Origin of the sequence: Variovorax sp. V35 (assembly GCF_041154465.1) — a bacterium.
In the GTDB taxonomy this organism is placed as follows: domain Bacteria; phylum Pseudomonadota; class Gammaproteobacteria; order Burkholderiales; family Burkholderiaceae_C; genus Variovorax; species Variovorax boronicumulans.
This window is the reverse complement of the sequence record NZ_AP028666.1, coordinates 350,698-374,116: the sequence shown is the minus strand read 5'-3', so window position 1 is coordinate 374,116 and position 23,419 is coordinate 350,698. Positions and strand designations below refer to the sequence as shown.

The 23,419-nt window shown below is 69.2% G+C and carries 24 protein-coding genes; 16 read left to right on the top strand and 8 right to left on the bottom strand.

What is annotated here, in order from left to right:
* The first annotated feature begins 108 nt into the window (after nt 1-108).
* Genes ACAM42_RS01755 through ACAM42_RS01730 form a run of 6 tightly spaced genes read left to right on the top strand, consistent with a single transcriptional unit; the run spans nt 109 to nt 4,586 of the window.
* The gene (locus ACAM42_RS01755) at nt 109-1,281 is read left to right on the top strand and encodes an ABC transporter permease (protein ID WP_070063474.1); all 1,173 of its coding nucleotides are present in this window, start codon (nt 109-111) and stop codon (nt 1,279-1,281) included.
* A complete protein-coding gene (locus ACAM42_RS01750; RefSeq protein ID WP_369630929.1) occupies nt 1,278-2,132 on the top strand; it encodes an ABC transporter ATP-binding protein in 855 nt (284 codons plus the stop codon). The genes ACAM42_RS01755 and ACAM42_RS01750 overlap by 4 nt, the downstream gene beginning before the upstream one ends.
* 8 nt (nt 2,133-2,140) lie before the next feature.
* Nucleotides 2,141-3,097, top strand: a complete 957-nt coding sequence (locus ACAM42_RS01745; RefSeq protein WP_369630928.1) for an MlaD family protein — start codon at nt 2,141-2,143, stop codon at nt 3,095-3,097.
* Nucleotides 3,098-3,120: 23 nt separating this feature from the next.
* Nucleotides 3,121-3,810, top strand: coding sequence for an ABC-type transport auxiliary lipoprotein family protein (locus ACAM42_RS01740; RefSeq protein WP_369630927.1), 690 nt, complete (start codon nt 3,121-3,123; stop codon nt 3,808-3,810).
* A 40-nt stretch (nt 3,811-3,850) separates the two neighbouring features.
* Nucleotides 3,851-4,072, top strand: a complete 222-nt coding sequence (locus ACAM42_RS01735) for a hypothetical protein (RefSeq protein ID WP_062472741.1) — start codon at nt 3,851-3,853, stop codon at nt 4,070-4,072.
* A 19-nt stretch (nt 4,073-4,091) separates the two neighbouring features.
* Nucleotides 4,092-4,586 (top strand): GFA family protein, encoded by a 495-nt coding sequence (locus tag ACAM42_RS01730; protein WP_369630926.1) that lies wholly within the window; start codon nt 4,092-4,094, stop codon nt 4,584-4,586.
* A 4-nt stretch (nt 4,587-4,590) separates the two neighbouring features.
* Here ACAM42_RS01730 and ACAM42_RS01725 read toward each other — a convergent pair whose 3' ends face one another.
* The gene (locus tag ACAM42_RS01725; protein WP_369630925.1) at nt 4,591-5,364 is read right to left on the bottom strand and encodes an NAD-dependent deacetylase; all 774 of its coding nucleotides are present in this window, start codon (nt 5,362-5,364) and stop codon (nt 4,591-4,593) included.
* Nucleotides 5,361-6,224 (bottom strand): IclR family transcriptional regulator, encoded by an 864-nt coding sequence (locus tag ACAM42_RS01720; RefSeq protein ID WP_369632706.1) that lies wholly within the window; start codon nt 6,222-6,224, stop codon nt 5,361-5,363. Before ACAM42_RS01720 ends, ACAM42_RS01725 begins: the two co-directional genes overlap by 4 nt.
* A gap of 149 nt (nt 6,225-6,373) precedes the next feature.
* On the opposite strand from ACAM42_RS01720, the gene ACAM42_RS01715 reads away from it, so the two are divergent.
* From ACAM42_RS01715 to fahA, 6 genes are all read left to right on the top strand, one after another.
* Nucleotides 6,374-7,333: an MBL fold metallo-hydrolase gene (locus tag ACAM42_RS01715; protein WP_062472733.1), complete on the top strand. Its 960-nt coding sequence runs from the start codon at nt 6,374-6,376 to the stop codon at nt 7,331-7,333.
* Between the two features lie 64 nt (nt 7,334-7,397).
* Nucleotides 7,398-9,041, top strand: a complete 1,644-nt coding sequence (locus ACAM42_RS01710) for an FAD-dependent oxidoreductase (protein ID WP_369630924.1) — start codon at nt 7,398-7,400, stop codon at nt 9,039-9,041.
* A gap of 5 nt (nt 9,042-9,046) precedes the next feature.
* Complete coding sequence (locus ACAM42_RS01705) at nt 9,047-9,241, top strand: DUF2783 domain-containing protein (protein ID WP_062472729.1); 195 nt, start codon at nt 9,047-9,049, stop codon at nt 9,239-9,241.
* A 46-nt stretch (nt 9,242-9,287) separates the two neighbouring features.
* Nucleotides 9,288-10,598 (top strand): homogentisate 1,2-dioxygenase, encoded by a 1,311-nt coding sequence (hmgA, locus tag ACAM42_RS01700; protein ID WP_369630923.1) that lies wholly within the window; start codon nt 9,288-9,290, stop codon nt 10,596-10,598.
* Between the two features lie 2 nt (nt 10,599-10,600).
* Entirely contained in the window at nt 10,601-11,581 is a 981-nt protein-coding gene (locus tag ACAM42_RS01695; RefSeq protein WP_369632705.1) for a Bug family tripartite tricarboxylate transporter substrate binding protein, read from the top strand.
* Between the two features lie 26 nt (nt 11,582-11,607).
* Nucleotides 11,608-12,873, top strand: coding sequence for a fumarylacetoacetase (gene fahA, locus ACAM42_RS01690; protein WP_369630922.1), 1,266 nt, complete (start codon nt 11,608-11,610; stop codon nt 12,871-12,873).
* A gap of 40 nt (nt 12,874-12,913) precedes the next feature.
* Here fahA and mrdA read toward each other — a convergent pair whose 3' ends face one another.
* From mrdA to ACAM42_RS01670, 4 genes are all read right to left on the bottom strand, one after another.
* Nucleotides 12,914-14,911, bottom strand: coding sequence for a penicillin-binding protein 2 (gene mrdA, locus ACAM42_RS01685; RefSeq protein ID WP_062472723.1), 1,998 nt, complete (start codon nt 14,909-14,911; stop codon nt 12,914-12,916).
* A 147-nt stretch (nt 14,912-15,058) separates the two neighbouring features.
* Nucleotides 15,059-15,580: a rod shape-determining protein MreD gene (mreD, locus tag ACAM42_RS01680; protein WP_062472721.1), complete on the bottom strand. Its 522-nt coding sequence runs from the start codon at nt 15,578-15,580 to the stop codon at nt 15,059-15,061.
* Complete coding sequence (gene mreC, locus ACAM42_RS01675) at nt 15,577-16,539, bottom strand: rod shape-determining protein MreC (protein WP_095743224.1); 963 nt, start codon at nt 16,537-16,539, stop codon at nt 15,577-15,579. The genes mreD and mreC overlap by 4 nt, the downstream gene beginning before the upstream one ends.
* A gap of 86 nt (nt 16,540-16,625) precedes the next feature.
* Nucleotides 16,626-17,669, bottom strand: coding sequence for a rod shape-determining protein (locus ACAM42_RS01670; protein ID WP_056583929.1), 1,044 nt, complete (start codon nt 17,667-17,669; stop codon nt 16,626-16,628).
* A 216-nt stretch (nt 17,670-17,885) separates the two neighbouring features.
* Between ACAM42_RS01670 and gatC the strand changes: the two genes are divergently transcribed.
* Genes gatC through gatB form a run of 3 tightly spaced genes read left to right on the top strand, consistent with a single transcriptional unit; the run spans nt 17,886 to nt 21,167 of the window.
* A complete protein-coding gene (gene gatC / locus ACAM42_RS01665; RefSeq protein ID WP_056583926.1) occupies nt 17,886-18,185 on the top strand; it encodes an Asp-tRNA(Asn)/Glu-tRNA(Gln) amidotransferase subunit GatC in 300 nt (99 codons plus the stop codon).
* Nucleotides 18,185-19,675 carry an Asp-tRNA(Asn)/Glu-tRNA(Gln) amidotransferase subunit GatA gene (gatA, locus tag ACAM42_RS01660; RefSeq protein ID WP_369630921.1) on the top strand — a complete coding sequence of 497 codons (1,491 nt, stop codon included), beginning with the start codon at nt 18,185-18,187 and terminating at the stop codon, nt 19,673-19,675. Before gatC ends, gatA begins: the two co-directional genes overlap by 1 nt.
* A 1-nt stretch (nt 19,676) precedes the next feature.
* Nucleotides 19,677-21,167: an Asp-tRNA(Asn)/Glu-tRNA(Gln) amidotransferase subunit GatB gene (gene gatB / locus ACAM42_RS01655; RefSeq protein ID WP_095949786.1), complete on the top strand. Its 1,491-nt coding sequence runs from the start codon at nt 19,677-19,679 to the stop codon at nt 21,165-21,167.
* Between the two features lie 46 nt (nt 21,168-21,213).
* Here gatB and ACAM42_RS01650 read toward each other — a convergent pair whose 3' ends face one another.
* Nucleotides 21,214-21,906, bottom strand: coding sequence for a DUF4124 domain-containing protein (locus ACAM42_RS01650; RefSeq protein ID WP_369630920.1), 693 nt, complete (start codon nt 21,904-21,906; stop codon nt 21,214-21,216).
* Between the two features lie 12 nt (nt 21,907-21,918).
* Nucleotides 21,919-22,599: an orotate phosphoribosyltransferase gene (pyrE, locus tag ACAM42_RS01645; protein ID WP_369630919.1), complete on the bottom strand. Its 681-nt coding sequence runs from the start codon at nt 22,597-22,599 to the stop codon at nt 21,919-21,921.
* Nucleotides 22,600-22,611: 12 nt separating this feature from the next.
* On the opposite strand from pyrE, the gene ACAM42_RS01640 reads away from it, so the two are divergent.
* Complete coding sequence (locus ACAM42_RS01640) at nt 22,612-23,415, top strand: exodeoxyribonuclease III (RefSeq protein WP_062472711.1); 804 nt, start codon at nt 22,612-22,614, stop codon at nt 23,413-23,415.
* The last annotated feature ends 4 nt before the right edge of the window (nt 23,416-23,419 follow it).

The following is a 23,419-nucleotide window of genomic DNA, read 5'->3' as shown; positions in this document are numbered from 1 at the left end:
GGCCCTACGCAAACGAAGGGCCAGACGCACACAAGCCCCGGATGCACGCGGTTACGATGCGCGCTCTCGCTTGGACCTTTGTTTACGTTTTGTCCCGCACCTTTGCCCATGTCGCCCACCCCGTCGCCCGCTGACGCCCCCGCCACCGACGACGCCTTCGCGCCGCCGCGCGCGCAGACGCAGGACGTGGACGGCCGCACCTGGGCCGTGGCCAGCGGTTGCTGGACCACGCTGGCGATGTCGACGCGCCCGGCCTGGGAGGCGCTGGCCAAAGACCTCGCGGCGCTGCCGCCCGCGGACGACCGGGCCTGGGACCTGCGCCCCATCGGCCAGCTCGACCACATCGGCGCCCAGCTGCTGTGGGAGCACTGGCGCCAGGCCTGGCCGGCCACGATCGAGCTGTCGCCGCAGCACCAGGCGGTGCTCGACCAGGTGGCGAAGTTCACGGTGGCCACGCCCGACGAGCCGCCCAAGTCGCTGAGCGACCGGCTGCACGCACTGGCCCACCACGGCCCGCGCGCGATGGTCGTGCTGCGCGACTTCGTCGGCCTGATCGGCCAGCTCGCGCTCGACCTGTGCACGCTGGCGCGCGCGCCGCACCGCGCGCCGTGGCGCGACTTCTCGGGCCACCTCTATCAGTTCGGCGCCACGGCGCTGCACATCACGGCGCTGGTCGGCCTCTTGATCGGCGTGGTGCTGGCGTACCTGATCTCCCAGCAGCTGCGCAACTACGGCGCCGAGGCCTTCGTGGTGAACATCCTCGGGCTGTCGCTGATCCGCGAGCTCGGGCCGGTGCTGGCCGCCGTGCTGATCGCGGGCCGCTCGGGCTCGGCGATCACGGCGCAGATCGGCGTGATGCGGGTCACCGAAGAACTCGACGCCATGCGCGTGATGGGCATCCCGCACGGCTTCCGTCTCGTGATGCCGCGCGTGCTGGCACTGGCCATCGCGATGCCGCTGATCAGCCTGTGGACCTCGATGGCGGCGCTGGCCGGCGGCATGCTCGCGGCCGATGCGGCGCTGGGCATCTCGCCGTCGTATTTCCTGTCGGCATTGCCGCGCGCGGTGCCCATCTCCAACCTCTGGCTGGCCCTGGCCAAGTCGGCGGTGTTCGGCGTGCTGATCGCGCTGATCGGCTGCTACTTCGGCATGAAGGTCAAACCCAACACCGAGAGCCTGGGGCGCGGCACCACGTCGTCGGTCGTGACCTCGATCACCGCCGTGATCCTGGTCGATGCGCTCTTCGCAGTGCTCTTCAAGGGCATAGGATTCCGCGGATGAACGCCGCCGCGACATCCCCGTCGAACACCGTGGTCGACATCCGCAAGCTCTGGACCGTGTTCAAGAGCCCCGATGGCGAACAGGTGGTGCACCGCGACCTCGACCTGCACCTTGACCGCGGCGAGGTGCTGTCGCTGGTCGGCGGCTCGGGCACCGGCAAGACGGTGCTGCTGCGGCAGATCCTCGGGCTGCAGAAGCCCACGAAGGGCGCAGTCGAGGTGCTGGGCCGGGCGCCGGGCGAACTCAGCGCGGCCGGCGCGGCCAACGTGGGCATGCTGTTCCAGCACGGTGCGCTGTTCTCGGCCTTCAGCGTGCTGGAGAACATCGCCTTTCCGCTGCGCGAACTCAAGCTGCTGCCCGACGAGCTGATCCGCAACGCCGCGCTCGTGAAGCTGCAGATGGTGGGGCTGGAGCCGCAGCATGCGAACAAGAGCCCGTCGGACCTGTCGGGCGGCATGATCAAGCGCGTGGCGCTCGCGCGCGCGCTCATCATGGACCCGCCGCTGCTGCTGCTGGACGAGCCCACGGCCGGCCTCGACCCCGAAGCGTCGGACAGTTTCTGCGACCTGCTGCGCGGCCTGCACCGCGAGCTGGGCCTGACGGTCGTGATGGTCACGCACGACCTGGACACCCTGTTCGACCTGAGCACCCGCATCGCGGTGCTGGCCGACCAGAAGGTGATCGTGAGCGGCACGGCGCGTGAAGTCATCGCCTACCCGCATCCCTTCATCCACGAATACTTTCTCGGCGGGCGCGGCCAGCGCGCCCTGGAGGCGCTGCACGACAAGCCCGCCACCGGCACACAACCATCCGCGCCGCGGCCCGAGGCCGCGCGCGCTGAAGAAAGGTAGGTCCCCTCATGGAAAACAAGGCCCATGCCCTCGCCGCCGGCGCCTTCGTGCTCGGCCTGATCGCCGCGCTCGTCGCGCTGGTGGTCTGGTTCACGCGCGACAACACCGTGCGCAACGTGTACGAACTCTCCACCCGCGACGCCGTGAGCGGCCTGCAGCCGCAGGCCCAGGTGCGCTACCGCGGCATCTCGGTCGGCAAGGTGACCTCGATCGACTTCGACCCGAAGACCAAGGGCAACGTGCGCGTGCGCATCACGGTCGACGAGCGCGTGCCGCTCACCACCTCCAGCTTTGCCACGCTGAGCTACCAGGGCGTGACCGGCCTGGCCTTCATCGCGCTGGACGACGAGGGCGAATCGACCGTCGCGCTCAAGCCGAACAACGACAACCCGCCGCGCATTCCGCTCAAGCCCTCGATGCTCGCGAAGCTGCAGGACCGCGGCGAGGAAATCATCGACCAGGTGGAAGAAGTGACCAAGCGCGCCAACGCGCTGCTGGCCGACGCCAACCAGAAGCGCGTGGCCGACGCGCTGGAGAACATCGCGGCCGCCTCGGCCAGCGCCAACACGCTGCTCAAGCAGCTCGACAACACCGTCAAGACCGGCCTGAACCCGACGCTGGCCGCCATGCCCGAGACGCTGTCGACGGTGAAGAAGGCGGCCGGCGATGTCTCGCGCGTGGCCAACAACTTCAACTCCACCGTGGGCCGGCTCAACGCACCCGACGGCCCGGTCGAGCGCCTGAGCGAGGGCACCAAGGCGCTGGCGCAGGCGGTCGACTCGTTCAACGCCGCCACCCTGCCGCGCGTGAACCGCGTGGCCGACGACACCGCGCACGCGGTGCGCCGCCTGGGCCGCGCGGCCGACAGCATCAACGACAACCCGCAATCGCTGTTGTTCGGCAATGGCGGCGCCGCCGCGGGCCCGGGCGAGCCCGGCTTCGTCGCACCCGCCGCACGCCACTGACCGGGAGCAGACCAACCATGCGCATGAAGAACACCCTCCCCGCCCTCGCCAGCCTCGGCTGTGTGCTGCTGGTCGCCGGCTGCGGCATGCTGCCCGACAAGCCGGCGCGCGCCACGCTGTACGACTTCGGCCCCGGTCTTTCGGCCGCCGCACCTGCCGCCGCTGCCGCGCCGGCCACCGCGCTGCCGGCGCTGTCCCTCGCGGAGTTCGACAGCAACACGCGCCTGGACGGCACGCAGATCCTGTACCGCCTGGGCTACGCCGACGCCAATGAACTGCGCCCTTACGGCCAGTCGCGCTGGAGCCTGCCGCCCGCGCAACTGCTGCGCCAGCGGCTGCGCGACACGCTGGCCGAGCGCCGCACCGTGCTCGGCCCCGAAGAAAGCGCGACGCTCGCGCGCACCGAGGGCATCGTGCCCGACACGCTGCGCATCTCGCTCGACGAGTTCAGCCACTACTTCGACGCGCCCGCGAGCAGCACGGGCCTGGTGCGCCTGCGCGCCACGCTGGTCCGCACCGCCACTGGCGGCGACCGCGTGATGGGCCAGCGCACCTTCACCGTGCGCCGCCCCGCCGCCAGCGCCGATGCGCCCGGCGGCGTGAAGGCGCTGGTCGCGGCGAGCGACGCGGCCATGGCCGAGGTCGTGCAATGGGTCGACCAGCTGCAGCAGCAAGACCCGCCGCAGCCGCGTGCGGCGGCGCCACGGCGCTGAACGGCTTTTCATTCCAACCCACCCTGAGGAGACCCGTCCCATGAACGCAACGCGCATCGTCGGCATCCTGCTGGTCGTCGCCGGCATCGCCGGGCTCGGCCTGGGCGGCTTCAGCTTCACCAAGGAAACCCATCAGGCCAAGCTGGGCCCGCTGGAGTTCTCGGTGAAGGAAAAACAGACCGTCAACATCCCGGCCTGGGCCGGCGTGGCGGCGATCGTGGTGGGCGGCGCGCTGGTGCTGCTGGGTGGCAAGAAGGGCTGAGCGCCCGCCGACCACTGCCATGGCCGACGCCTTCGTGCCGCTGGAAGGCGGCTGCACCTGCCGGCAGGTGCGCTACCGCCTGAACGCCCCGCCGCTCTTCGTGCACTGCTGCCACTGCCGCTGGTGCCAGCGCGAGACGGGCTCGTCCTTCGCGCTCAATGCGCTGATCGAACCGGAGCACGTGCAGATGCTGCAGGGCACGGTCGATCGGGTGCTCACGCCGTCTGCCAGCGGACGCGGCCAGACCTACGCACGCTGCCCAACTTGCCACGTCGCGCTGTGGAGCCACTACGCCGGCGCCGGCGACGCCGTGAGCTTCATCCGCGTGGGCACGCTCGACACGCCCGACCGGCTGCCGCCGGACCTGCACATCTTCACGATGTCCAAGCAGCCGTGGGTGGTGCTGCCGCCCGGCGCAGCGGCGGTACACGAGTACTACGACCGCAAGGACTACTGGCCTGCCGAGAGCCTCGCGCGCTGGCGCGTGCTGCGCGAGAAGATGCGGGCCGGCTAGCGCTTCAGTCGCCCGCCATGCCGGCGACCAACTTCGGCAGCAGGTCTTCCGACGCCCCCCGCAACACCACCGCCGCCGCATCGTCCAGGTGCGGCAGCGGCTCGATGTTCAGCGTGACCAGCCGCGCACCCCGCGCCATCGCCAGCTTGGGCAGTTCGGCCGCCGGGTAGACGATGGTGGTGCTGCCGACCACCAGGAACAGGTCGGACTCCTGCGCCGCCACCTGCGCGTCGAGCAGCACGCCGGCGTTCAGCATCTCGCCGAACATGACCACGTCGGGCCGTGCGTGCGAGCCGCAGCGCAGGCAGCGGTGGAAGGGCCAGGGGCCGCTGCGGTTGCCGCAGTGGTCGCAGCGCCAGCGGCGCAGCGAGCCGTGCAGTTCCAGCACGTCCTGACCGCCGGCCTTGCCGAGCAGGCCGTCGACGTTCTGCGTGATGAGCCGGGTCGCGGGGCGCAGCCGCTGCAGCTGTGCGAGCGCGAGGTGGCCGGGGTTGGGCGACGCGGTCTCGATCAGCGACAGGCGCTGGGCCCAGAACTTCGTGAAGCCGCCCGGGTCACGCGCGAGGTCGTCGGCATGCGAGAACTTGAGCGCGTTCTGGCTCATCCACAGGCCGTCGGCGTCGCGGTAGGTCGGGATGCCCGAGGCCTTGGACAAGCCCGCGCCCGAGAAGACCACGATGCGCCGCGCACCGCGCAGCAGCGCCACGGTGCGGTCGATGCGCAGCGCGAGGTCGTCGGAAGAAGATAAAGAAGACAAGGCGGAAGAAAACAGGGTCATCGATCGGAGACGGAGGGAACCACGGCGCCGGTGGCGCTCGCCCCCAGGCGTTGCGACACCGTGCCCGCGCAGGCCTTGAGCGCGCGCGCGATCTCGCCGTCCCAGGCGGTGTGGAAGATGCCGGCCGGGCCGATGGCGGTCACGGCCAGCACGATGGCGCCGGTGTGGTCGAACACGGGCGCGGCCATGGCGCTCACGCCCTCGATCACCTCGCCGTCGGAGCGGCTGATGCCGTGGTTGCGCACTTCCTGGCACTGGCGCTCGAAGTCGCTCCACGAGGGCAGCGGCTGCACCGGCGGCATGCCGGCCGGCGGCGCGGGCTCGGCGGCGCCCTTGCGCTGCTTCTGGCGCTGGCGCTCGTCCTCGAGCTGCGCGCGCACCACCGCCGGGTCGAGGTAGGCGGCAAAGACGCGGCCCGAGGCCGTGTTGGTGAGCGAGAACACCGTGCCGTGGCGCATGTTCACGTGCACCGGCGAGGGCGACTCGGCCGTGCGCACGATGGTCGCGCCGCGCGCGCCCCACACGGCCAGCGCCACGGTGTGGCCGATCTGCTGCGCGAGCTGGCCGATCAGCGGCGTGGCGATGTGCACCGGGTCGGCCTGCTGCAGGCTGATCAGCCCCAGTTGCAAGGCCAGCGGGCCGAGCAGATAGTGGCCGCTGGCGCGGTCCTGCTCGATGAGGCCCAGCCGGCCGAAGCTCACCATGTACGGGTGGGCCTTGGCGGCCGTCATGTCCGCTTCGCGGGCAAGGTCTTTGAGCGCCATCGGGCGGCCGTGGTGCACCAGCGCGCGCAGCAGCTGCCCGCCGACTTCGATGCTCTGGATGCCGCGCTGGGCGCGGTCGGTGTCAGTCGCTGCCATGGCCGCCTTGCCGTCTGGTTGTTCGTTCATGAAGAAGGCATTAGACATGAACTGATCTCGGGCTTACACTCCGCGCATTCGTTATCTGCAAACTCGTTCGCCTTAAACGAATCAGGCGAATCCCAAAACCACCCCACCGGAGACACACGATGAGCCAAGCCAAGAAATTCGCCAGCCAGGCCGACCTGGAAGAAAAGAAGATCACCTTCAGCCAGATCTCGGAGCACGCCTGGGCCTACACGGCCGAGGGCGACCCCAACACCGGGATCATCATCGGCGACGACTGCGTGCTGGTGGCCGACACCCAGGCCACGCCCGCCATGGCCGCCGACGTGGTGCGCCGCATCCGCGAAGTGACCGACAAGCCCATCAAGTACGTGGTGCTCACGCACTACCACGCGGTGCGCGTGCTGGGCGCGGCGGGCTACGGCGCCGAACACATCCTGGCCAGCCAGGACACGCGCGACCTGATCGTCGAGCGCGGCGAGGAAGACAAGGCCAGCGAAATCGGCCGCTTCCCGCGCCTGTTCCAGAACGTCGAGACCGTGCCCCCGGGCCTGACCTGGCCCACCATGACCTTCACCGGCAAGATGACGCTGTGGCTGGGCAAGCTCGAAGTGCAGCTGCTGCAGTTGGGCCGCGGCCACACCAAGGGCGACACGGTCGTCTGGCTGCCGCAGGAGCGCGCGCTGCTGTCGGGCGACCTGGTCGAGTTCGGCGCCACGCCGTACGCCGGCGACGCCTACTTCCAGGACTGGCCGCAGACGCTGGACAACATCGCCGCCCTGAAGCCCCTGGCCCTGGTGCCGGGCCGCGGCGCCGCGCTGACCACGCCCGAGGCCGTGGCCGAGGGCCTGAACGGCACGCGCGCCTTCATCTCCGACGTGTACGCCAGCGTGCAGGAAGGCGTGAAGGCCGGCCGCGACCTGAACGCGGTCTACAAGGAAACCTACGCGAAGCTGCAGCCCAAATACCAGCAGTGGGTCATCTTCGACCACTGCATGCCCTTCGACGTGAGCCGCGCCTACGACGAGGCCTCGGGCCACGCCGACCCGCGCGTGTGGACGGCCCAGCGCGACATCGACATGTGGAAGGCCCTGGAAGGCTGATCGCGCCGCGACCTTCCCCCGCGCGGGGAAGGCGACGGAAACGACAAGGACACGGAGACATCACGTGATCGACTATCAAAGCCTGCGCTTCGACTACACCCGCCACGCCGACCAGGACGCCGCCGCGCCCGCCCGCCACCCCGTGGTGGTCGTGGGCGCCGGCCCGGTGGGCCTCACGCTCGCCATCGACCTCGCCCTGCGGCAGATTCCTGTGGTTCTGCTCGACAACGACAACAGCCTGTCCAGCGGGTCGCGCGCGATCTGCTTTGCCAAGCGCACGCTCGAGGTGTTCGACCGCCTCGGCTGCGGCGACCGCATGGTGGACAAGGGCGTGTCGTGGAACGTCGGCAAGGTGTTCTTCCATGACGAGCAGGTCTACCGCTTCGACCTGCTGCCCGAGCCCGGCCACGAGCGCCCGGCCTTCATCAACCTGCAGCAGTACTACGTCGAGGGCTACCTCGTCGAACGCGCCGCGGCGCTGCCGCTGATCGACCTGCGCTGGAACAACAAGGTGATCGGCATCGAGCAGCGCGATGACGGCGCGATGCTCACCATCGAGACGCCTGAAGGCAACTACGAACTGGCCGCTGGCTACGTGGCCGCCTGCGACGGCTCGCGCTCCAACCTGCGCCAGATGCTGGGGCAGGAAGCCAAGGGCCGCGTGTTCCGCGACCGCTTCCTGATCGCCGACATCACGATGGACGCGCAGCTGCCGACCGAGCGCCGCTTCTGGTTCGACCCCTCGTTCCACCCCGGCCAGAGCGTGCTGCTGCACAAGCAGGCCGACGGCATGTGGCGTGTCGACTTCCAGCTCGGCTGGGACGCCGACCCGGTGGAAGAGCGCAAGCCCGAGCGCATCACGCCGCGCGTGCGCGCGCTGCTGGACAGCATCGGCTTCGAAGGCGTGCAGTTCCAGATCGGCTGGGCCAGCGTCTACACCTTCGCCTGCCAGCGCATGGAGCGCTTCCGCCACGGCCGCGTGCTGTTCGCGGGCGACTCGGCGCACGGCGTGTCGCCCTTCGGCGCGCGCGGTGCCAACTCGGGCGTGCAGGACGCCGACAACCTCGCCTGGAAGCTCGCGGCCGTGCTGGCCGGCGACGCGCCCGACGCGCTGCTCGACAGCTACGCCAGCGAACGCGAATTCGCGGCCGACGAGAACATCCGCAACTCCACGCGCGCCACCGACTTCATCACGCCCAAGAGCGAGGTGAGCCGCCTCTTCCGCGACGCGGTGCTCGAACTGACCAAGCGCCACGCCTTCGCACGCTCGCTGGTCAACAGCGGGCGGCTGTCGGTGGCCACGGTGCTGCGCGACTCGCCGCTCAACACGCCCGACGCCGACGCCGACACCTTCGCCGGCGCGATGGTGCCCGGCGCCGCCGCGGCCGACGCGCCCGTGCGGCGCGCCGACGGCAGCACCGGCTGGCTGCTGCGCGAATGCCATGTGGCGCGCTTCACCGCGCTGGTGTTCGGCACCGGCGACGCCGCCGAGCGCAGCCTGCAGGCGCTGAAAAGCAGCGACCTCGCGCTGCATGTGGTGCGCGTGGAAGGCACCGGCGCCGACGCCGAACTCGCCACGCAGCGCTACGACGCGCACCCCGGTACCGTCTACCTGCTGCGGCCCGACCAGCACGTGTGCGCACGCTGGCGCCACCCCACGGCGGCGAAGCTCCGCGCCGCCCTCGACCACGCACTGGCAAAGGCATGACCCCGATGCAACCGCAACTGATCACCACGCCGAACCTCGAAGCGCCCGACGATTTCTACGAGGCACTCATCGAGGCCCACCAGGGGCTTTCCACCGAGGAAAGCCACGCCTTCAACGCACGGCTCGTGCTCGTGCTGGCCAACCACGTCGGCTCGCTGGCCGTGCTGCGCGAAGCCTTCGACGCGGCGCGCGCCGGCTGAACGGCCGCACGTTCCCACCTCATCGCGACTTTCGAAAGACAAGCCCATGACCCAAGCAACACCCGCCACCGAACGGCGCTACCAGAGCGGCTTCGGCAACGAATACGCCTCCGAGGCCGTGCCCGGTGCGCTGCCGCAAGGCCGCAACAACCCGCAGCGCGGCCCCTTCGACCTGTACACCGAGCTGCTCTCGGGCACCGCCTTCACGGCGCCGCGCCACGAGAACCGCCGCACCTGGCTGTACCGCCGCCAGCCCTCGGTGGTGTCGGGCCGCTACCAGCCCTACGCGCAGGCACACTGGACCACCGGCGCCGACCGCGAGATCGCGCTGCCGCCCGAGCCGATGCGCTGGGGCCCGCTGCCGCTGGACGGCGCGGCCGACGTCGACTTCATCGACGGCATGCACACGCTGGCCGCCAACGGCGACGCCGAGTCGCAGGTCGGCATCGGTTCGCTGATGTACCTGGCGGGCCGTTCGATGGAGCAGCGTGCCTTCGTCAACGCCGACGGCGAGATGCTGGTGATGCCCCAACAAGGCCGCCTCGTCGTCACGACCGAACTCGGCGTGCTCGACGTCAAGCCCGGCGAAATCGTGGTGCTGCCGCGCGGCATGGCCTTCAAGGTCGCACTGCCCGACGGACTTTCGCGCGGCTACGTGTGCGAGAACTACGGCGCGCACTTCCGCCTGCCCGAGCTCGGCCCGATCGGCTCGAACGGCCTGGCCAACGCGCGCGACTTCCAGGCGCCCGTGGCGGCCTTCGAGGCAGACGGCGGCGCCTACGAACTGGTGAAGAAATTCGGCGGCCGCTTCTGGACCGCGCCGACGAAACAGTCGCCCTTCAACGTGGTCGCGTGGCATGGCAACCTCGCGCCGGTGAAGTACGACACGGCCAACTTCATGGTCATCGGCTCGATCAGCTTCGACCATCCCGATCCCTCGATCTTCACCGTGCTGACCTCGCCCAGCGACACGCCCGGCACGGCCAACTGCGACTTCGTGATCTTCCCGCCGCGCTGGATGGTGATGGAAAACACCTTCCGTCCGCCGTGGTTCCACCGCAATCTCATGAGCGAGTTCATGGGCCTGGTGCTGGGCGAGTACGACGCCAAGCCGGGCGGCTTCAAGCCCGGCGGCGCGAGCCTGCACAACTGCATGGTGCCGCACGGTCCGGACGAAGAAGCCTTCGACAAGGCCACGCACGCCGACCTCAAGCCGCACAAGCTGGACAACACGCTGGCCTTCATGTTCGAGAGCCGCTACCGTTTCATTCCGACGAACTTCGCGCTGCAAAGCCCGGCGCTCGACACCGACTACACCGACTGCTGGGCCGGCCTCAAGGACCAATTCAAGCCATGAAGATGAAGAAGAGCGCTTTCGCCCTCACCCGCCGCGCGGCGGCCGTCGCACTGCTCGCAGCGCCGTTCCTGCAGGCGCATGCGGCCGACTTTCCGTCGAAGCCCATCAAGTTCATCGTGCCCTACACGGCCGGCGGCACCACCGACCTGGTGGCGCGCACCGTGGGCCAGAAGGTGTCGGAGAAGCTGGGCCAGCTGGTGCTCATCGACAACCGCGGCGGCGCGGGCGGCAACATCGGCATGGACGCCGTGGCCAAGGCCGCGCCCGACGGCTACACGATCGGCTTCGGCGCCATCTCGACCAATGCGCTGAACCCGCACATCTACAAGTCGATGGCCTTCGATCCGCGCAAGGACTTCACGGCCATCAGCCTGCTGGGCATGTCGACCATCGTGCTCGAAGTGCCCGCAAGTTCGGCCATCAAGACCGTGCCCGAGCTCATCGCCGCCGCGAAGAAGAACCCCGGCCTGCCCTACGCCACCGCGGGCGCCGGCACCTCGATGAACCTGGCTGGCGTGATGTTCGCGCAGATGACCGGCACCGAGCTCACGCACGTGGCCTACAAGGGCAGCGGCCCGGCCATCACCGACATGCTGGGCAACACCATCGGCGTGATGTTCGACAACCTGCCGGCGTCGCTGCCGCACATCCAGGCCGGCAAGCTGCGCGCGCTGGCGGTGGCGGGCGCCACGCGCTCGCCCTCGCTGCCCGACGTGCCGACGATGGCCGAAGCGGGCCTCAAGGGCTATGCGCTGGAGCCGTGGTTCGGCGTGTACGGGCCGGCGAAGCTGCCGGCGCCGATCGTGAAGGCGCTGAACGAAGCCTTCGTCGAAGCGCTCGCGATGCCCGACGTGAAGGCCAAGCTGCAGCAGGCCGGCTTCTCGCCGCGCGGCTCGAGCGCGCAAGAGCTCACCACGCTCACCGACACCGAATACAAGCGCCTTGGCGATGTGGCCAAGAAGGCCGGCATGACCGCCGACTGATCCGATTCAAGAACCGAAAGACCTCCATGACCGCACTCAACGCCACCCACGACCCGAAGCTGCGCAGCTGGGTCGCCGCCGCCAACGTGGCCGGCACCGACTTCCCGATCCAGAACCTGCCCTTCGGCCGCTTCCGCGCCGCCGGCAGCAGCGAGGCCTTCCGCATCGGCGTGGCCATCGGCGACCAGATCCTCGACCTGCGCGCCACCGGCCTCATCGACACCGACGACATGAACGTGCTGATGAACGCCTCGGTGAAAGACCGCCAGGCGCTGCGCGCCGCGATCTCCGCGGGCCTGGCCGAAGGCAGCGGCCAGCAGGCTGCATGGTCGAAGGCGTTGCTCGCGCAAGCCCAGGCCGAGATGACCGTGCCCTGCCGCATCGGCGACTACACCGACTTCTACACGGGCATCCACCACGCCACCACCATCGGCAAGCTGTTCCGCCCCGACCAGCCGCTGATGCCCAACTACAAGTGGGTGCCCATCGGCTACCACGGCCGCGCCTCGTCGATCGGCGTGAGCGGCCAGGTCTTCAAGCGCCCGCAAGGCCAGACCAAGGCACCCGACGCAGTGGCGCCGAGCTTCGGTCCCTCGAAGCGGCTGGACTACGAACTGGAGCTGGGCTTCCTCGTGGGCCGCGGCAACGCACTGGGCGAGCCCATCGCCATCGCCGACGCCGAAGACCACCTCTTCGGCGTGACCCTGCTCAACGACTGGTCGGCGCGCGACCTGCAGGCCTGGGAATACCAGCCGCTCGGCCCCTTCCTGGCCAAGAACTTCGCCAGCACGCTGTCGCCCTGGATCGTGACGACCGAAGCGCTGGCGCCGTTCCGCGCCAAGTTCGAGCGCCCCGCCGAAGACCCGCAACCGCTGCCCTACCTCGATGCGCCCTCGAACCGCGAAAGCGGCGCACTCGACATCACGCTCGAAGTGCTGCTGCAGACCGCGAAGATGCGCGCCGACGGCGTGGCGCCCGTGCGCCTCACGCTGGGCAACACCACCGAGGCCGCCTACTGGACCGCCGCGCAGCTCATCACGCACCACACGGTGAACGGCTGCAACCTGCAACCCGGCGACCTGCTGGGCTCGGGCACGCTGTCGGGCCCGCAGCCCGACCAGGCCGGCTCGCTGATGGAACTCACGCTGGGCGGCAAGCAGCCGGTCACGCTGCCGAACGGCGAGAAGCGCACCTTCCTGGAAGACGGCGACACGCTGGTGATGCGCGGCTGGTGCGAGCGCGAAGGCGCGGTGCGCATCGGCCTGGGTGAAGTCGCCGGGACGGTGGTTTGACCCTAGCCTGAGCGACGGTGCGCCCCGAGGGGCGCGCCTGTCAGGGCGTCGGCGCCGCCGACGATGCCGCGCCCGCCGGTGCCGGCACCGCGGCCGCCGCGGGCCATGCCACCTCGCTGGCCACGCGCGGCTTGCCCATCGGCGCGCCCGCGCGGCCGATGCGCACGGCGGCCATGTCGGCCTCGCTCGGGTACTGGTCCATGAGCCAGTAGTCGAACACGCGGCGCGCGAGAGGCGCCGCGGCGCCCGCGCCCCAGCCGGCGTTCTCGACGATGACAGCGAGCGCGATCTTCGGGTTGTTGGCCGGTGCGTAGGCCATGAACAGCGCGTGGTCGCGCTGGTGTTCTTCGAGCGCGCGCGCGTTGTACTTGGTGTTCTTGGCCTGCGTCACGGCCTGCGCCGTGCCGGTCTTGCCGGCCGCCTGGTAGCCCGCGCCCGCGAACACGCCGCGCGCGGTGCCGCTGGTGACCACGCTGGTCAGGCCTTCGCGGATCACCGCCACGTTGGCCGCCGTGTAGCCCAGGTTCTCGGCCGGCGGCTGCGGCAGCGGCACGACCTGCCCGCTGACCGTGTTGCGCATCGCCAGCGCCAGGTGCGGCCGGTGCTTCATGCCGCCGTCGGCCACGATGGCCGTGGCCTGCGCCAGCTGCAGCATGGTGAAGGCGTTGTAGCCCTGGCCGATGCCCAGCGAGATGGTCTCGCCCGCGTACCACTTCTTCTGCTCGGGCCGCTTGTAGGCGTTGCGCTTCCACTCGGTGCTGGGCAGCACGCCGCGCACCTCGCCGCCCAGGTCGATGCCGGTGATCTGGCCGAAGCCCATCGGCTTCATGAAGTCGTGGATCAGGTCCACGCCCATCTCGTTGGCCAGCGAGTAGTAGTAGATGTTGCTCGACACCTGGATCGAGCGGCGCATGTCGACGCCGCCCAGGTAGCCCTCGGGGCTGCCGAAGCGGTGGCCGCCGAAGTTGAAGTAGCCGGGGTCGTTCACCACCACGCTCGCGGCACGCTTGCCGGTCTGCAGCGCCGCCAGCGCCATGAAGGGCTTGTAGGTGGAGCCCGGCGGGTAGGTGCCGCGCAGCGCGCGGTTGAGCAGCGGCTTGTCGATCGACTCGGTGAGCGCCTGCCAGCTCTCGGTGTCGATGCCTTCGACGAACAGGTTGGGATCGAAGGTGGGCTTGCTCACGAAGGCCAGCACCTCGCCGGTCTTGGGGTCGATGGCCACGAGCGCGCCGCGCCGGTCGCCGTACATGTCTTCCACCAGCTTCTGCAGCTTGATGTCCAGCGACAGCATGACGGTGTTGCCCGGCGTGGCCGGGTGGCTCGCGAGCCGGCGCACGGCGCGCCCGCCGGCCGAGGTTTCCATCTGCTCGACACCGGTCTGGCCGTGCAGCATCTTCTCGTAGCTCTGCTCGATGCCCAGCTTGCCGATGTAGTCGGTGCCTTTGTAGTTGGCCTGGTCTTCCTCGTCCCAGTCTTCCATCGCGGTTTTTTCGCGCTGGTTGATGCGGCCGATGTAGCCCAGCACGTGCGAGGCCAGCTCGCCCTGCGGGTAGTTGCGGAACAGGCGCGCCTTGATCTCCACGCCCGGGAAGCGGTAGCGCTGTGCCGCGAAGCGCGCCACCTCTTCGTCGCTCAGGCGGGTGCGGATCGGAATGGAGTCGAAGCTGCGCGAGTCTTCGCGCAGGCGCTTGAAGCGGCGGCGGTCGCGCGGCGACACCTCGAGCACGCTGGTCAGGCTGTTGATGGTCTCCTCGACGTCACCGACCTTCGAGGGCGTGATCTCCAGCGTGTAGGCCGAATAGTTGGAGGCCAGCACGATGCCGTTGCGGTCGAGGATGAGCCCCCGGTTCGGCACCACCGGCACCACGGCCGTGCGGTTGCTCTCGGCCTGCTCGGCCAGGTCGGCATGGCGCACGACCTGAAGGTAGACCAGCCGCGAGCCCAGCAGGCTGAAGGCGAACAGCACCGCCAGGCCGATGACGATCACGCGGCGCTTGAAGCGCGCCAGGTCGGCGGCAACGTTGCGGATTTCGGTCATGGCGTCAGGAAGCTTAGGCGTGCGCAGGTGCGATGGCAAATGCGACGGGCGGCCGCCGCCGGGCCGCCCCAAGGCGGGCCGCGCCTCCCCCTCGGGGGGTGGAGTTACACGCAGCGAAGCGAAGTGAAAAGCCGGGGGGCACCATGACTAGAGGGGGCGGTTCTCGTCAGGTTCGGGCGTGCGGCGCTGGGGCGCCAGCAGCAACGCGGTGGCCAGCGGCCACAGCGCCGCCTCGAGCGCCGGCGAGACCAGCACGCCCCAGCCCGGGAACACGCCGCCGCCGATCATGCGCGTGATCACCTCGATGAACTGCGACAGCGCAAACAGCGGCAGCACCTGCAGCGCCTGCGAGAGCACCGGGTACCACAGCAGGCGCCGATGGATCATGATCGCGAAGAAGCCCAGCGTGGTGTAGGACAGCGCATGCTGGCCCAGCATCGACGACTGGTGCACGTCCATGAGCAGGCCGAACATGAAGGCCGCGCCGATGCCCACGCGCGCGGGCTGGTGCACGCCCCAGAACACGATCACAAGCGCCAGCAGGTCGGGCATCCAGGCGGCGCGGCCGATGGGGATCATGTTGACCAGCAACGCCACGAGCAGGCTGGTCCACATGAAGACGGGGCTGACGGGCAGCAAGAGCTGCTGCTGGCCGGGGCGCTTGATCATCGCGTGGCTCCCGCCGGTTTCTTCTCGTTCTTGCCGGCGCCCGGCTTGCCTTCGGGGCGCTTGCGCTGGGTGGACGCGGCCTCGACGTGCGGCGGCGCCACCGGCGCGCCGGAGGGCTCGAGCACCAGCACGTAGCGCGCCGCGGTCACGCGGGCCAGCGGCACGCAGTAGATGCGCGCGAAGGCCGAATCGGCACGGCGCTCGATGCGTTCGATCTTGGCCACCGGCAGGCCGGCCGGGTAGATGCCGTCGACGCCGCTGGTGGACAGCAGGTCGCCCTCCTGCAGGTCGGCGTTGGCCGCCATGAAGCGCAGCTCCATGCCGCCGCCGTGCGCCGAGGCGTCGCCGAAGGCCACGCTGCGCACGCCGGTGCGGGTGTTCTGCACGGGAATGGCCAGGTCGCGGTCGATCACCAGCGTGACCTCGCTCGTGAAGGGCAGCACCTGCGTCACCTGGCCCAGCACGCCGCGCGCGTCGATCACCGGCGAGCCGGCCGCCACGCCCTGCGCGAGGCCCTGGTCGATGACGATCTTGCGCGTGTAGGGGTCGGCCGCGTCGTACAGCACCTCGGCCGGGCGGCCCGGCGTGGTGGTGGTCTGACGCAGCTCGAGCAGCTCGCGCAGGCGGGCGTTGTCTTGCGCGAGCGTGTCGGCGCGGCTGGCGGTCTCGGCCTGCAGCATCAGGGCCTTGCGGGCCTCGTCTTCGTTGCGCTGCGCGGTCTGCAGCTCTTCGAAGTAGCGGCTGCCGCCCATCACCAGCATGACCGGCTTGAGCGCCGCCATCTGCACCGGGTAGAGCACCGCGCCGATGGCCGAGCGGATCGGCTTCACGAGGTGAAAGCGGGCGTCGGCGACCATGAGGAAGAGCGAGAGCGCGCCGAAGAAGATCAGCTTGCTGAGTGCCGATTGCCCCTGGTTGAACAGGGGTGGCGCTGTGCGATCGAGCGTGCCCAGAGGCATGTAGTCAGACCCGGCGGTGGTGCGGCATCAAATAACAAAAAGCCGGCCTGCGCAAGCAGAGGCCGGCCGATGATGGCTTTCGCCTTTTACTCGCTCGTGAAGATGCTGCCCAGACGGTCCATGCGCTCCAGGGCGATGCCGCAGCCGCGCACCACGCAGGTCAGCGGGTCTTCGGCCACGAGCACCGGCAGGCCGGTTTCCTCGGCGAGCAGGCGGTCGAGGTCGCGCAGCAGCGCGCCGCCGCCGGTGAGCATCATGCCGCGCTCGGCGATGTCGGCGCCCAGTTCGGGAGGCGTCTGTTCCAGCGCGTTCTTCACGGCCGAGACGATGTTGTTCAGGGGGTCGGTCAGGGCTTCCAGCACTTCGTTGCTGCTGATGGTGAAGCTGCGCGGCACGCCTTCGGAGAGGTTGCGGCCCTTGACTTCCATTTCCTTGACTTCGGAGCCCGGGAAGGCCGAGCCGATGTTCTTCTTGATGACTTCGGCCGTCGGCTCGCCGATCAGCATGCCGTAGTTGCGGCGGATGTAGTTGATGATGGCTTCATCGAAGCGGTCGCCGCCCACGCGGACCGAGCCCTTGTAGACCATGCCGCCCAGCGAGATCACGCCCACTTCGGTGGTGCCGCCGCCGATGTCCACCACCATCGAGCCCGAGGCTTCGCTGACGGGCAGGCCGGCGCCGATGGCCGCGGCCATGGGTTCTTCGATGAGGTAGACGGCGGTGGCGCCGGCGGCTTCGGCCGCGTCCTTGATGGCGCGGCGCTCGACCTGGGTCGAGCCGCAGGGCACGCAGATGATGATGCGCGGGCTCGGCGTGAGCAGCGTGCGCGGGTGCACCATCTTGATGAACTGCTTGATCATCTGCTCGGTGATCACGAAGTCGGCAATGACGCCGTCCTTCATCGGGCGGATGGCCTCGATGTTGCCGGGCACCTTGCCCAGCATGGCCTTGGCTTCGCGGCCGACGGCCTGGATCACCTTCTTGCCATGGGGACCGCCTTCGTGGCGGATCGCGACCACGGAGGGCTCGTCCAGCACGATGCCCTTGTTGCGGGCGAAGATCAGGGTGTTGGCGGTGCCGAGGTCGATCGCCAGGTCGGTGGAGAAGTACCGACGGAAAGCTCCAAACATGTGCGGAATCCTCTGAGCACGGCCTGCGCATCGGCAGGTCGTCGCTCTATTTTTGGGTCGTTTGACGGGGTGAATTGATCGTTTTTGGCGCAAAAGCCGGCGCGTTCGCGGGGGTTGCGGCAAAGGCGGGATAATAACCGAATCCCCTCTGAATCCCGTGTCGGCACCCTCTTCGGCGTGCGATTGCCTCCGGTTTTTTCGACCCGTCAGCCATCTATGTCTCTTTCCGCTTCCGATATTGCACGCATCGCCTCCCTGGCGCGGCTGCAGCTTGCCCCAGATGAAAGCGAGCGCATGCTCACTCAAATCAACGGCTTCTTCGATCTGGTCGAACGCATGCGCGCGGTCGACACCACCGGCGTCGAGCCGCTGGCGCACCCGGTGGCCGCGCTCGAGGACGTGACGCTGCGCCTGCGCGACGACGTCGTGAGCGAGCCGAACAACCGCGAAGCCAACCAGAAGAGCGCCCCGGCCGTCGAAGCCGGCCTGTTCCTCGTGCCCAAGGTGATCGAATAATGAGCGGCGAGCAACTGCACCAGATGGGCGTGGTCGCCCTGGCCAAGGCCCTGGCCGAGCGCAAGGTTTCGGCCGTCGAGGCCTCGCAGGCGTTTCTGGGCCGCATGAAGGCCCACGAGTCGCTCGGCACCTTCGTCGACGTCAATGAAGAAGTCACGCTGGCCCAGGCCCGCGCGGCCGACGCGCTCATCGCCAAGGGCAACGCTCCGGCGCTGGCCGGCGTGCCGATCGCGCACAAGGACATCTTCGTCACCACCGATTTCGCCACCACCGCCGGCTCGAAGATGCTCGCGGGCTACCGCTCGCCCTTCGACGCGACCGTGGTGCGCCGCCTGGCCGAAGCCGGCGCGGTCACGCTGGGCAAGCTCAGCTGCGACGAGTTCGCGATGGGCTCGGCCAACGAGAACGTCGCCGTGCCCGCCGTGGGCCACGACCAGGCCGTGCCGGTGCGCAACCCCTGGAACCTCGAACGCATTCCGGGCGGCTCGTCGGGCGCCAGCGCGGCGGCTGTCGCGGCACGCCTGGCCCCTGCGGCCACCGGCACCGACACCGGCGGCTCGATCCGCCAGCCCGCGTCGTTCTGCGGCATCACCGGTATCAAGCCGACCTACGGGCGCGCCTCGCGCTACGGCATGGTGGCCTTCGCATCGAGCCTCGACCAGGCCGGCCCGATGGCCCGCTCGGCGGAAGACTGCGCGCTGCTGCTGTCGGCCTTCTGCGGCCCCGACCTCGACCGCGACTCGACCTCGCTCGACAAGCCCGCCGAAGACTTCGGCCGTTCGCTGAACGACTCGCTCGACGGCCTGCGCATCGGCGTGCCGAAGGAGTTCTTCGGCGACGGCGTGGCGCCCGGCGTGCGCGCCGCCATCGATGCGGCGCTCGCGCAGTACGAGAAGCTCGGCGCTAAGCGCGTCGAGGTCTCGCTGCCGCGCACCGAGCTGTCGATTCCCGTGTACTACATCCTGGCCGCGGCCGAAGCCTCAAGTAACCTGAGCCGCTTCGACGGCGTCAAGTTCGGCCACCGCGCCAAGCAGTACAAGGACCTGGCCGAGATGTACGAACGCACGCGCGCCGAAGGCTTCGGCGACGAGGTGAAGCGCCGCATCATGATCGGCACCTACGTGCTCTCGCACGGCTACTACGACGCCTACTACCTGCAGGCGCAGAAGGTGCGCCGCATGATCGCCGACGACTTCCAGCAGGCGCTGACGCAATGCGACGTGATCGCCGGCCCCGCAGCGCCGACCACCGCCTGGAAGATCGGCGAACACGGCGACGACCCCGTGGCCGACTACCTCGCCGACATCTTCACGCTGCCCGCCTCGCTGGCCGGCCTGCCCGGCATGAGCGTGCCTGCGGGCTTCGATGCGGGCATGCCCGTGGGCCTGCAGCTGATCGGCAACTACTTCGGCGAAGCGAAGCTGCTCAACGCAGCGCACCGCTTCCAGCAAGCCACCGACTGGCACACGCGCACGCCGGAGGGCTTCTGACATGAGCGAGACCGTGAACACATTCGAAGCACAACAACAAGGCCGCCCGACCGGCCCGCTGGTGCGCGGCTATGAAGTCATCATCGGCTTCGAGACGCACGCCCAGCTGTCGACCGCGAGCAAGATCTTCAGCCGCGCCTCCACCGCCTTCGGCGCCGAGCCCAACACGCAGGCCTGCGCGGTCGACCTGGCGCTGCCGGGCACGCTGCCCGTGATGAACAAGGGCGCGGTCGAACGCGCCATCAAGCTGGGCCTGGCGCTGGGCTCGCACATCGCGCCGCGCAGCGTGTTCGCGCGCAAGAACTACTTCTACCCCGACCTGCCCAAGGGCTACCAGATCAGCCAGTTCGAGATTCCGGTGGTGCAAGGCGGTGCGGTGTCGTTCTTCCTCGGCGAAGAAAAGAAGACCGTGCGCCTGGTGCGCGCCCACCTCGAGGAAGACGCGGGCAAGTCGCTGCACGAGGACTTCATCGGCCAGAGCGGCATCGACCTGAACCGCGCCGGCACGCCGCTGCTGGAGATCGTGACCGAGCCCGACATGCGCTCCACCGCCGAGGCCGTGGCCTATGCGAAGGAACTGCACAAGATCGTCACGTGGATCGGCATCTGCGACGGCAACATGCAGGAAGGCAGCTTTCGCTGCGACGCCAACGTGTCGGTGCGCAAGCCCGGCGAGAAGCTCGGCACGCGCCGCGAGATCAAGAACCTGAACAGCTTCAAGTTCATGCAGCAGGCGATCGACTACGAGATCAACTCGCAGATCGACGAGCTCGAAGAAGGCCGCGCCATCGAACAGGCCACCGTGCTGTTCGACCCCGCCACCGGCGAGACGCGCACCATGCGCACCAAGGAAGACGCGGCCGACTACCGCTACTTCCCCGATCCGGACCTGCCGCCCCTGGTGGTGGCCGCCGAGTGGATCGAGCGCGTGCGCGCCACCATGCCCGAGCTGCCGCGTGCCACGGCCGAGCGCTATGTGCGCGACCACGGCCTGTCGGAATACGACGCCGCGCAGCTCACGCAAGGCGCGGCGCTGGCCCGCTACTTCGACGATGCGGTGAACGCCGGCGCGGCGCCCAAGCTGGCCAGCAACTGGATCACCGGCGAGATGGCACGCCGCCTGAACGCCGCCGAGATCGGCATCGAGGCCGCGCCCGTGAAGGCCGCGCAGCTCGCGCAGCTGGTGACGCGCATCGCCGACGGCACGCTGCCGAACAACGCCGCGCGCCAGGTGTTCGAAGCGCTGTGGAGCGGCGAAGGCAGCGATGTCGACGCGATCATCGAAGCCAAGGACCTGAAGCCGATGAACGACGCCGGCGCGCTCGACAAGATCCTCGACGAGGTGATTGCCAAGAACGCGAAGAACGTCGAGGAATACCGCGGCGGCAAGGAAAAGGCGCTCAACGGCCTCGTGGGCCAGGTCATGAAGGCCAGCGGGGGCAAGGCCAACCCTGCGCAGGTCACCGAGCTGCTGAAAGCCAAGCTGGGCTGATCGCGAACGAGCCCCGGGGCCTTGCGCCAGGCCCCGGCGGGTTCGTTCAGCGCGGGTTGCCGCCGTTCTGCGGCGACCAGAGCGTCTTCAGGCGCCCGCGCTCTTCGTCGAAGCGCGCATTCACGCGCTTCTTCTCTTCTTCCTGCTCCGAGATGAAGCGGTTCTGCACGGCCACGCTCTGCGTGTTGTCCTCGATGCGACGGCGCACGGCGCCGGGCGCCTTGCTCGTGTCCTGCTTGTAGAACTCGAGCTCCTCGTCGATCTTCTTGCGGTCGTCGGCGAGCTCGACGAGGCGCTTCTTCGCGGCCTGGATCACCGCATCGATCTGCGACAGCGCCTCGACGCGCTCGCGGTCGTGCGTGGTGGCATTGGGGTAGCGCACCAGCAGCGCGCGCTCGCGGCGGCGCTCGTCGATGAGCCGCGCGGCCTGGATGGCGGCTTCGCGCGCGCGGTCCTCGCGCTCCTGCTGCTCGCGCGCCGTGTAGGTCGGCTCCAGCTTGCGGCGCACCGTGCCGCTCGGGCTCAGTTCGCGCTGCTCGCGGTCGCTGCACTCGGCGATCGGCCGGTCGGCCGTGAGCGTGCGCCCGCGCGCGTCGACGCAGGTGTAGATGCCGACGCCGGGCCCGTCCGTCTTGGCGGGCTGGGCCAGCGCCGTTGCGCACGACGACAGGGCCGCCAGGCCCAGCCACAGCGACGCCACGGCGGCAGCGGAAGAGGGTTCGCGCGCGGGGCGTCGCATCGGCGCTGCGTCTCAGGCGCCGTAGCGCGTGCGGTAGGCCAGCACGCGCTCGCGGTGCGCGCCGAGGTCGGCGGCGGCATTGCCCGAGAGGTAGCTCAGCAGGTCGTCCAGCGTGGCGATGGGCACCACCGCGAGGCCGAGCTGGTTGCGCACGTACTGCACGGCGCTGTGGTCCACATCGACGCCGTTCTCGGTGGCTTTTTCCTGCCGGTCGAGGGCAATGGCCACGGCATGCGGCGTGGCGCCCGCGGCCTGGATCGCGGCGATGGATTCACGCACCGCGGTGCCGGCCGACATCACGTCGTCGACGATGAGCACGCGGCCCTTCAGCGGCGCGCCCACCAGATTGCCGCCTTCGCCGTGCGCCTTGGCTTCCTTGCGGTTGTAGGCGAAGGGGTAGTTGCGCCCGCGCCGGGCCAGCTCGGCGGCCACGGTGGCGCCCAGCGGGATGCCCTTGTAGGCGGGGCCGAAGATCATGTCGAACTCGAGGCCGCTTTCGACCAGGCGGTCTGCATAGAATCCGGCGAGCCGCGCGATCTTGCCGCCGTCGTCGAAGAGGCCCGAATTGAAGAAATACGGGCTCATGCGACCGGCCTTGGTCTTGAATTCGCCGAAGCGAAGCACGCCGGCGTCGAGCGCGAACTGGACGAAGTCCTGTGCCACCGCGCTGCTTGTCTGACCGTCTACAGCCATTGGAAATTCCTTGTGTTCAAACTGACCAGTCTCAATCTCAATGGCCTGCGCTCGGCGGCCACCAAGGGCGTCGCCGACTGGGTGGCCGAACTCGCGCCGGATTGTATTTGCATGCAGGAGATCCGCGTCCAGGCCAGCGATGTCGAAGGCCGCTTCGAGCAGATGGCCGGCCTGCAGGGCCACTTCCACTTTGCCGAGAAAAAAGGCTACGCGGGCACCGCCATCTACACGAAGCATGCGCCCAGCGCCGTGGTGGTGGGCTGGGGTGATCCCGAATTCGACGCCGAAGGTCGCTACCTCGAGCTGCGCTTCGACACGCCCAAGCGCAAGTTCTCGGTGATCAGCTGCTACTTCCCGAGCGGCAGCTCGGGCGAGGAGCGCCAAGCCGCCAAGTTCCGCTTCCTGAAGGGCTTTTTCCCGCACCTCTTGGCGCTGAAGAAGGAGCGCGAGTTCATCCTGTGCGGCGACATCAACATCGCGCACCAGGAGATCGACCTGAAGAACTGGCGCGGCAACCAGAAGAACAGCGGCTTCCTGCCCGAGGAACGCGCCTGGATGACGCGCCTGCTCGACGCCGGCACCGAAGGCGCCGGCCTGGTGGACGTGTACCGCCGCCTCAAGCCCGACACCACAGGCGACGCCTACACCTGGTGGAGCAACCGCGGCCAGGCCTACGCGAACAACGTGGGATGGCGGCTGGACTACCACCTGGCCACGCCGGCGATGGGCGCGCTGGCGCGCACCGAGGCGATCTACAAGACGGTCAAGTTCAGCGACCACGCGCCGATCACGGTGGAGTACGACTTCACGCTGTAAGTCG

Bases quoted from the DNA above. Each gene is read 5' to 3' on its own strand.
- gatA (WP_369630921.1), top strand. From the start codon at position 18,185: ATGAGCGGCGAGCAACTGCACCAGATGGGCGTGGTCGCCCTGGCCAAG.
- ACAM42_RS01745 (WP_369630928.1), top strand. From the start codon at position 2,141: ATGGAAAACAAGGCCCATGCCCTCGCCGCCGGCGCCTTCGTGCTCGGC.
- hmgA (WP_369630923.1), top strand. From the start codon at position 9,288: ATGACCCAAGCAACACCCGCCACCGAACGGCGCTACCAGAGCGGCTTC.
- mreD (WP_062472721.1), bottom strand. From the start codon at position 15,580: ATGATCAAGCGCCCCGGCCAGCAGCAGCTCTTGCTGCCCGTCAGCCCC.
- mrdA (WP_062472723.1), bottom strand. From the start codon at position 14,911: ATGACCGAAATCCGCAACGTTGCCGCCGACCTGGCGCGCTTCAAGCGC.
- ACAM42_RS01735 (WP_062472741.1), top strand. From the start codon at position 3,851: ATGAACGCAACGCGCATCGTCGGCATCCTGCTGGTCGTCGCCGGCATC.
- ACAM42_RS01725 (WP_369630925.1), bottom strand. From the start codon at position 5,364: ATGACCCTGTTTTCTTCCGCCTTGTCTTCTTTATCTTCTTCCGACGAC.
- ACAM42_RS01705 (WP_062472729.1), top strand. From the start codon at position 9,047: ATGCAACCGCAACTGATCACCACGCCGAACCTCGAAGCGCCCGACGAT.
- ACAM42_RS01715 (WP_062472733.1), top strand. From the start codon at position 6,374: ATGAGCCAAGCCAAGAAATTCGCCAGCCAGGCCGACCTGGAAGAAAAG.
- gatC (WP_056583926.1), top strand. From the start codon at position 17,886: ATGTCTCTTTCCGCTTCCGATATTGCACGCATCGCCTCCCTGGCGCGG.
- pyrE (WP_369630919.1), bottom strand. From the start codon at position 22,599: ATGGCTGTAGACGGTCAGACAAGCAGCGCGGTGGCACAGGACTTCGTC.
- ACAM42_RS01650 (WP_369630920.1), bottom strand. From the start codon at position 21,906: ATGCGACGCCCCGCGCGCGAACCCTCTTCCGCTGCCGCCGTGGCGTCG.
- mreC (WP_095743224.1), bottom strand. From the start codon at position 16,539: ATGCCTCTGGGCACGCTCGATCGCACAGCGCCACCCCTGTTCAACCAG.
- fahA (WP_369630922.1), top strand. From the start codon at position 11,608: ATGACCGCACTCAACGCCACCCACGACCCGAAGCTGCGCAGCTGGGTC.
- ACAM42_RS01695 (WP_369632705.1), top strand. From the start codon at position 10,601: ATGAAGAAGAGCGCTTTCGCCCTCACCCGCCGCGCGGCGGCCGTCGCA.
- ACAM42_RS01730 (WP_369630926.1), top strand. From the start codon at position 4,092: ATGGCCGACGCCTTCGTGCCGCTGGAAGGCGGCTGCACCTGCCGGCAG.
- ACAM42_RS01720 (WP_369632706.1), bottom strand. From the start codon at position 6,224: ATGGCAGCGACTGACACCGACCGCGCCCAGCGCGGCATCCAGAGCATC.
- ACAM42_RS01750 (WP_369630929.1), top strand. From the start codon at position 1,278: ATGAACGCCGCCGCGACATCCCCGTCGAACACCGTGGTCGACATCCGC.
- ACAM42_RS01755 (WP_070063474.1), top strand. From the start codon at position 109: ATGTCGCCCACCCCGTCGCCCGCTGACGCCCCCGCCACCGACGACGCC.
- ACAM42_RS01740 (WP_369630927.1), top strand. From the start codon at position 3,121: ATGAAGAACACCCTCCCCGCCCTCGCCAGCCTCGGCTGTGTGCTGCTG.
- gatB (WP_095949786.1), top strand. From the start codon at position 19,677: ATGAGCGAGACCGTGAACACATTCGAAGCACAACAACAAGGCCGCCCG.
- ACAM42_RS01670 (WP_056583929.1), bottom strand. From the start codon at position 17,669: ATGTTTGGAGCTTTCCGTCGGTACTTCTCCACCGACCTGGCGATCGAC.